The organism is Microbacterium sp. ISL-103 (genome assembly GCF_018613995.1).
Taxonomy (GTDB): domain Bacteria; phylum Actinomycetota; class Actinomycetes; order Actinomycetales; family Microbacteriaceae; genus Microbacterium.
The window spans coordinates 1-6,756 of the sequence record NZ_JAGGPD010000247.1; the positions used below are offsets into that span (position 1 = coordinate 1).

Annotated in this window: 6 protein-coding genes, 1 tRNA gene and 1 pseudogene; 2 read left to right on the forward strand and 6 right to left on the reverse strand. The window is 67.4% G+C overall.

Translation table 11 applies throughout. The features are described 5' to 3' along the window. The coding region (locus J7E68_RS09995) for an MMPL family transporter (RefSeq protein WP_215172180.1) at positions 1 to 1,842 on the forward strand (1,842 nt) is incomplete at its 5' end. Between the two features lie 4 nt (positions 1,843 to 1,846). Here J7E68_RS09995 and J7E68_RS10000 read toward each other — a convergent pair. From J7E68_RS10000 to J7E68_RS10015, 4 genes are all read right to left on the reverse strand, one after another. After that, positions 1,847 to 1,920, reverse strand: a tRNA-Arg gene (locus tag J7E68_RS10000). A gap of 35 nt (positions 1,921 to 1,955) precedes the next feature. Beyond that, positions 1,956 to 2,453, reverse strand: coding sequence for an HNH endonuclease (locus J7E68_RS10005; protein ID WP_215172182.1), 498 nt, complete (start codon positions 2,451 to 2,453; stop codon positions 1,956 to 1,958). A 347-nt stretch (positions 2,454 to 2,800) separates the two neighbouring features. Continuing rightward, positions 2,801 to 3,616, reverse strand: a complete 816-nt coding sequence (locus tag J7E68_RS10010; protein WP_215172184.1) for a M23 family metallopeptidase — start codon at positions 3,614 to 3,616, stop codon at positions 2,801 to 2,803. Between the two features lie 265 nt (positions 3,617 to 3,881). Further along, on the reverse strand, positions 3,882 to 4,550 hold the full coding sequence (locus J7E68_RS10015; protein WP_215172186.1) for a metal-dependent transcriptional regulator: 669 nt from the start codon (positions 4,548 to 4,550) through the stop codon (positions 3,882 to 3,884). A gap of 99 nt (positions 4,551 to 4,649) precedes the next feature. On the opposite strand from J7E68_RS10015, the gene serC reads away from it, so the two are divergent. After that, positions 4,650 to 5,762 (forward strand): phosphoserine transaminase, encoded by a 1,113-nt coding sequence (gene serC, locus J7E68_RS10020; RefSeq protein ID WP_215172188.1) that lies wholly within the window; start codon positions 4,650 to 4,652, stop codon positions 5,760 to 5,762. Between the two features lie 70 nt (positions 5,763 to 5,832). On the opposite strand, the gene J7E68_RS10025 is transcribed toward serC, so the two are convergent. Both J7E68_RS10025 and J7E68_RS10030 read right to left on the reverse strand, forming a co-directional pair. Continuing rightward, positions 5,833 to 6,561 (reverse strand): DUF3027 domain-containing protein, encoded by a 729-nt coding sequence (locus J7E68_RS10025; RefSeq protein WP_215172190.1) that lies wholly within the window; start codon positions 6,559 to 6,561, stop codon positions 5,833 to 5,835. Next, a pseudogene (locus J7E68_RS10030) lies at positions 6,545 to 6,756 on the reverse strand (cold-shock protein); the annotation flags it as partial. The gene J7E68_RS10025 and the pseudogene J7E68_RS10030, both read right to left, overlap by 17 nt.

A 6,756-nucleotide genomic window follows, 5' to 3' on the forward strand; every position in this document is an offset into this window, starting at 1 on the left:
AGCGCAGACGTCTCCCCCGCACTCACCGCCCACGACGGGAAGGCCGTCCAGGCGTTCATCCCGATCGAGGGCGATGCCGAGCTCGCGGACTCCATCGAGGCGCTCGGCGACCAGCTCCGAGATGCCGCTCCTGACGGTGTGACGGTCTACATCACCGGTCCCGCCGGCTTCAGTGCCGACCTCGTCGCCGGATTCGCCGGCATCGACGGCCTGCTGCTGGGAGTCGCACTGCTCGCCGTCCTGGTCATCCTCGTGCTGGTGTACCGGTCGTTCCTGCTGCCGATCGTGGTGCTGTCGACGAGCCTGTTCGCGCTGTGCGTGGCGCTGCTCGTGGTGTGGTGGCTCGCGAAGTTCGAGGTCCTTCTGCTCAGCGGCCAGACCCAGGGCATCCTGTTCATCCTCGTGATCGGTGCGGCGACCGACTACGCCCTGCTCTTCGTGGCCCGGTTCCGCGAAGAGCTCCGTGTCGCTCAGGACAAGGGCACAGCGGTACTCGCCGCGTGGAAGGGCTCGTTCGAGCCGATCGTCGCCTCCGGCGGCACGGTGATCGCGGGCCTGCTCTGCCTGTTGCTCAGCGACCTCAAATCCAACAGCACCCTCGGCCCCGTCGCCGCGATCGGCATCGTGTTCGCCATGCTGGCCGCTCTCACCCTTCTTCCCGCTCTGCTGCTGCTGTTCGGGCGTGCGGTGTTCTGGCCGCGTCGACCGAAGTTCGAGCCCGACGTCGTCGCCGAAGAGCACGGCATGCGCAAGACCGGGCTGTGGGCGCGACTCGCGCACCTGATCACGAAGCGCCCGCGCGTCATCTGGATCGTCACCACTCTGGTGCTGCTCGCAGGGGCGGCAGGCGCGCTGCAGCTCAACGCGGTCGGCGTGCCACAGTCCGACCTCGTTCTGGGCGCATCGGAGGCCCGCGACGGTCAGGTCGCTCTGGGCGAGCACTTCCCGGGTGGCTCGGGCAGTCCCGTGTACGTGGTGGTCGCGGAAGACAGGCTGCAGGATGCGGCCGACGTGCTGCTCGCCGATGACGGCATCGATGGCGTCTCGGTGACCGCTGCGGACTCTCCGAGCGGTTCGGCCGCAGTCACCGCAGACGGGCTGACGGCTGTCGGCCCTCCCGGAACACCCGCACCCGAGCCCACCGTCGTCGACGGCGAGGTGCTGCTGCAGGGAACGCTCACCGACGCGGCGGACTCGGATGCTGCGGCAGCCACGGTGCGCGATCTGCGCACCGAGCTGAACGACCTCGATGCTCTCGTCGGTGGCGTCACGGCGACCGCGATCGACACGAACGATGCCTCGATCCACGACCGCAACCTGATCATCCCGGTGATCCTCGTCGTGATCATGCTGATCCTGATGCTGCTGCTGCGGTCGATCCTCGCGCCCGTGCTCCTGATCCTGACCACGGTGCTGTCGTTCGGCACGGCGATGGGTGTCTCCGCCCTGGTCTTCAACGGCGTCTTCGACTTCCCCGGCGCCGACCCCGCGGTTCCGCTCTACGGCTTCGTGTTCCTGGTGGCGCTCGGCATCGACTACAACATCTTCCTGATGACCAGAGTGCGCGAAGAGTCCCTCGAGCACGGCACGCGAGAGGGAGTGCTCCGCGGACTCTCGATCACGGGCGGCGTCATCACCTCGGCCGGCCTCGTGCTCGCCGCGACCTTCGCCGCCCTCTCGGTGATCCCGATCCTGTTCCTCGTGCAGTTGGCATTCATCGTCGCCTTCGGCGTGCTGCTCGACACGTTCGTCGTGCGATCGCTGCTCGTACCGGCGCTCGCCTACGATCTGGGCCGAGTGATCTGGTGGCCGTCGAAGCTGTGGCGACGTGGTCGTGACTGAGGGGTGCCCTCGACTGGATTCGAACCAGCGACCTGCCCTTTAGGAGAGGGCTGCTCTATCCTGCTGAGCTACGGGGGCGAGGGTTCCATTCTAGAGGAACCCTCGCTTCCCGCTCACGCGGCCAGAGCGAGATACGGCTCCCACCGCGGGTCGCTGCGTTCGGTGCCGCGCACGGTCCAGGCGGTACCGTGCGGCGGACGAGGCAGCACACGCAGCTCCCATCGCATCTCCTGCGGAGTGCGGTCGCTCTTGGTGTTGTTGCAGCGCAGGCAGCATGCGACGAGGTTCTCCCACGAATCGGCTCCGCCGCGCGACCGCGGCATCACGTGGTCGATGGTCGAGGCAGCCTTGCCGCAGTACCCGCAGCGGTGGTTGTCGCGGCGCAGAACTCCGCGCCGCGTCACCGGGACGCGTCTGCTGATCGGAATGCGCACATAGCGCGAGAGCACGATCACCGCAGGGCGGTCATAGACTCCATGGCTGCCCCAGACGGGGTCGTCCTCCACGTGCTCGATCACCGTCGCCTTGTCGTTCATGACAAGGACCAGGGCTCTCTTGAACGACACGATCGCGAGCGGTTCGTATCCTGCGTTCAGTACAAGTGTGCGCATCGTCATCCTCTCGATCCGCCGGGACGGCTTCCCGGCACTCTCGACTCACACGAAGCCGCACAGGGCGGAAGCGTTCGCGGGGATGAAAAAAGGCGCTGTCTACAGACAGCGCCTCATGCACACGGCAAGACCGTGGCGTCCCTGCGAGCGATGCAGAAGGACGTGACGACCGAGGGCATCCATGGTTCGGATGCTCGATATTCGCTCCATCTGCTTCTCCCGACTATGCGACAACGGGTTCAGGCTAACCCATCAGGAGCACACGAAGGCCAAACCGCAGATGAACGCGCGAAGGCGTGTCAGCGAAGAAGGATGACGAGCGAACAGCCCGCGTCAATGACGAGCGATCAGCCCGCGTTGGCTCCGAGCCAGGCGATGGGCTCCATGAGGCCGCCGTTGACCCAGACCTCGAAGTGCAGGTGGTTGGCGGTCGAGCGACCCGTGCTGCCGACGAAGCCGATCAGCTGCCCGGCGGCGACCGTCTGTCCGGCCTGAACCTGACGCGAGCCGTAGATCATGTGGCCGTAGGTCGTCTGCACGCGCTGACCACCCACGACGCTGTCGAGCATGACCGCCACGCCATAACCGCCGATGTTCTCGGCGGACGCCCGGACGACGCCGGCTGCGGCGGCGTAGATCGGAGTGCCTGCAGGGGCGAGCATGTCGGCACCCTGGTGCGCGCCGCCGACGGTGCGGCTGACGTTGTACGACCCCTGCGGAAGCGGGTAGCGCACCTCGCCGGAGCCAGGCGACACCAGGGCATAGCTGCCGATGTCGAAGTTGCTCGATGCCGTGGACGTGGTCGCGGCGGCGGCCTTGGCCCGTGCAGCCGCGGCCTCTTCCGCCTTCTTCTTCTCGATCTCGTCCGGCGTGGTGGCGGTGAACGTGCCGCGGCTGAGCGGAGCGGCGGCGGCGTCGGAGGCGACGACGAGCGACTGCGCGTCGACGGCGGCGAGCTGCTGCACGGTGGCCGCGGACTCGGCAGGCTTCGTCGCGGCGTACGCCGGGAGGGCGACTGCGGCGACGAGGGCACCGACTGCCCCGAAGATGGCGATCGAACGCAGCGGCTTGACGGCCTTGCGCGCATCGATCCGGGCGCGTGACGTCCGGGCGACTGCTCGATCTTCAGTTGTCTTCGCGGGCTTCTCGATGTCTGTGGCCAAAACTTAGTCCTCCTGCGCCTGCACGCTCGGGTAGCGCTGGCTCGTCGGCACTCTGCTCTCGTGGCACGAATGTATCTCGGGTACGTTGTGCGGTCTGACCGGGAGGTCGACGAGCCTGGAAGGCGGATCCTCTCGGGTGTCGTCAGCGGGCTTCTTCGACGACTCGTCCGAGGTTACCGGAAGATAACGGTCCTGTCACCCTACGAACCTGGCAATCGTCGGAGAGGCGGAATTCCGCGGGTTCGAGCCCTGGTTCCACCCGGAATCAGGCAGGTTCGCCGACGAGGAAGATGTGCGATGCGAGCTCGACCGGAAGCTCGAGACCGTCTTCCTTGCCCTCCATCTGGATCAGGACGTAGCCCTCGTTGAAGCGGTAGTCGCCCTTCGCGCCGGGCACGACGCCGGCATCGCGAAGCTGCTCGAGAAGCTCGGGATCGACCTGGGCGGGCTCTGCGAGACGACGCACTGTGCCGTCGATCGGAGCGCCTGCGGCGTTCAGCTTCTGCACGAGGCCGATGACGCCTTCGTCGAAGGTGCGCGCGGGCGCGTCTCCGAGCTGGTCGAGGCCCGGGATCGGATTGCCGTACGGCGACTCCGNNACCTGCTCGCTCATCACGTGCTCCCAGCGGCAGGCCTCTTCGTGCACGAACGCCCAGTCCAACCCGATCACGTCGGAGAGCAGGCGCTCGGCCAGGCGGTGCTTGCGCATGACGTTGACCGCCTTGCTGCGACCGGCGTCCGTGAGCTCGAGGGTGCGGTCTTCGGAGACGACCACGAGACCGTCGCGCTCCATGCGACCGACCGTCTGCGAGACCGTCGGACCCGAGTGACCGAGGCGCTCGGAGATGCGCGCTCGCAGCGGCACGATGTTCTCCTCCTCGAGTTCGAGGATGGTGCGGAGGTACATCTCCGTGGTGTCGATCAAGTCCGTCATGTGGCCCTCCGGGTCTTCTTAGGCAAGCCTACATTCCCGCGACGACATCGGCGCGTCACGCGGGGAAACCGCCATCGGGGCACGGCCTAGAATCGACCCATGGCGATCGAGATTCCCCGTGACCTCCTGCCCGCTGACGGCCGCTTCGGGTGCGGCCCCTCGAAGGTGCGCACCGAGCAGCTCGATGCGCTGCTCGCCGCGGGCCCGACGCTGCTGGGCACCTCGCACCGACAGGCGCCGGTGAAGAACCTGGTGGGAAGCGTGCGCGAGCAGCTCGCGGCTCTGTTCCGGCTCCCCGAGGGGTACGAGATCATCGTCGGCAACGGCGGATCGACTGCGTTCTGGGATGCCGCCGCCTTCGGCCTGATCGAGCGCCGCAGCCAGAACCTCGTCTTCGGAGAGTTCGGCGGCAAGTTCGCCGCTGCCGCCGCCGCACCGTGGCTGGAGGCGCCCGACGTCCGCAAGTCCGAGCCCGGCTCTCGTGGCGCATCCGAGATCGTCGAGGGCATCGACGTCTACGCCTGGCCGCACAACGAGACATCCACGGGCGTCTCGGCTCCCATCGAGCGTGTGGCTGCCGACGGCGCTCTCACTGTCATCGACGCGACCAGCGCCGCGGGCGGGATCGACTTCGACGCCACTCAGGCGGACGTCTACTACTTCGCGCCGCAGAAGAACCTGGGGTCTGACGGCGGCCTCTGGTTCGCCGCGGTCTCGCCCGCCGCCGTCGACCGCATCGAGCGGATCGCCGCGTCCGATCGCTACATCCCCGAGTTCCTGAGCCTGAAGAACGCCGTCGACAACTCGCGGCTCAACCAGACCCTCAACACCCCCGCCCTGACCACGCTGCACCTGCTCGACAGCCAGCTGAGCTGGATCCTGGGCAACGGCGGGCTCGCCTGGGCGGGCGCTCGCACCGCCGAGTCATCGGGAATCCTCTACGACTGGGCCGCCGCGTCCTCGGTCGCCGCCCCCTTCGTCACGGATGCCGCGCACCGGTCGCCGGTCGTCGTCACGATCGACTTCGACGAGAGCATCGACGCCGCCGCGATCGCCAAGACGCTGCGGGCGAACGGCATCGTCGACACCGAGCCGTACCGCAAGCTCGGTCGCAACCAGCTGCGCGTGGCGACATTCGTCTCGATCGAGCCGGACGACATCCGACAGCTCACCCGGTCGATCGACTACGTGCTCGAGCAGCAGGGCGCCTGACGCCCGAGCTGAACGAGAAGAGGGGCCGCGTGATCACGCGGCCCCTCTTCTCGTCGATCCAGGTCGAGGATCACTCCTCGTCGCCTGAGGCGTCCTCGTCGTCCGCGTTCTCATCCTCGTCGTCGACGTCTTCATCCTCGTCATCCGAGTCGTCGACGTCTTCATCCTCATCGTCCGAGTCGTCGTCGTCCGAGTCGTCGTCATCAGCGACGGCCGAATCGTCGAGCTCGTCGATGTCCACTCCGTCGAGGTCACCGGCGTGCAGCACGCGCGGTTCCGCGGCGAGTTCATCCTCGTCGAGCTCGTCATCGTCATCGTCGTCGTCGTCGTCGTCGTCGTCGAGATCATCGTCGTCGTCGTCGTCGTCGTCGTCGAGTTCATCATCCGAGACTTCGTCGGAGTCGTCATCGACTGCTGCACCATCGACCGCGGCGGCATCGGCGTCGGCGACGGCCGCGGCCGCCTGCTCGGCGAGCTCGACCTGGTGTGCGCGGTACTCCGCGAGACGTTCCGCCCACGGCACCCATTCCGGTGCGAGCAGGGCGCCGTCTCCGGGCAGCAGCTCGACCTCGAGCACGGTCGGCTCTTCCTCATCGACGCGGGCGACGGTGACGGTCCAGTACCAGCCCGGATATCCGGGCATCCGGTTCTCGAACCGCAGCGAGAGCGACCCATCTTCTTCAGGCAGATAACCGGCCGCGGGGCCGACCGTCGAGGCCGGTGTGATCTCATGCAGTGCGGCGAGCGCGAGATCGTGTGCGTCGATCAGACGCTGGTCGACATCAGGCTTCGAGGTCATCGGCTACCTTCCGCAGTACTGCCGCGATCTTCCGGCCCTGAGCGGAGGAGGGATAGCGGCCGCGACGCAGGTCGCCGCCCATCCCGTCGAGGAGCTTCACGAGGTCTTCGACGATGATCGCCATGTCGTCCGCCGGCTTGCGCTTCGCCTTGGCGAGACTCGGCGGAGCCTCGAGCACACGCACCGAGAGCGCCT

What these genes read in the sequence shown, in the direction of transcription:
- J7E68_RS10005 (WP_215172182.1), bottom strand. Translation starts at nt 2,453, where the DNA reads ATGCGCACACTTGTACTGAACGCAGGATACGAACCGCTCGCGATCGTG.
- serC (WP_215172188.1), top strand. Translation starts at nt 4,650, where the DNA reads ATGGCGATCGAGATTCCCCGTGACCTCCTGCCCGCTGACGGCCGCTTC.
- J7E68_RS10025 (WP_215172190.1), bottom strand. Translation starts at nt 6,561, where the DNA reads ATGACCTCGAAGCCTGATGTCGACCAGCGTCTGATCGACGCACACGAT.